Source organism: Pseudomonas sp. 51_B (assembly GCF_017491595.1).
Classification (GTDB): domain Bacteria; phylum Pseudomonadota; class Gammaproteobacteria; order Pseudomonadales; family Pseudomonadaceae; genus Aquipseudomonas; species Aquipseudomonas promysalinigenes.
The window spans coordinates 1-506 of sequence record NZ_JAFGYW010000207.1; the positions used below are offsets into that span (position 1 = coordinate 1).

Annotated in this window: 1 protein-coding gene; it reads right to left on the reverse strand. The window is 68.8% G+C overall.

Features of this window, described 5'->3' with window-relative positions:
* On the reverse strand, positions 1–506 hold a 506-nt coding region (locus tag J5M56_RS24430), incomplete at both ends, for an MBL fold metallo-hydrolase (RefSeq protein WP_207937990.1).

Genomic DNA, 506 nt, shown 5'->3' on the forward strand with positions numbered 1-506 from the left:
GTCCAGAGCCGGTGCTGGTTGGCCAGCCGCGCCGTGCGATCGACCTCCATCATCCGTTGGTAGAGCTTGAGGCCCGGCGTGCAGTGCCGCGCCGTTCGGCCCACCTCGTCGCGGTAGAAGTAGGCGTCACCGGCATGCAGCAGCCAGCCGGCGCCGGTATCGATCGCCACGCCGGCATGGCCGTGGGTATGGCCCGTCAGCGGGACCAGCAGGATCTCCGGCGGCAATCCGTCGAGCCCCTGCACCGTCTGGAAGCCGAACCAGGTATCGCCGCCGGGCTCGTAGAAATGCCAATGCCGCACGTGTTCCCACTGCCGGTGCCGATAACGGTTGCGCCCGAGCAGGCTGTGCGTCTGGCGCGCCGCGTCGATCTCGCGTTGCAGCACGTGCACCTGCGCGTTGGGGAAGTCGGACAGCCCGCCGGCATGGTCGAAATCCAGGTGCGTCAGCACGATATGGCGCACGTCGGCCGGATCGAAGCCCCGCTGGCGCACCTGTTCCAGCGC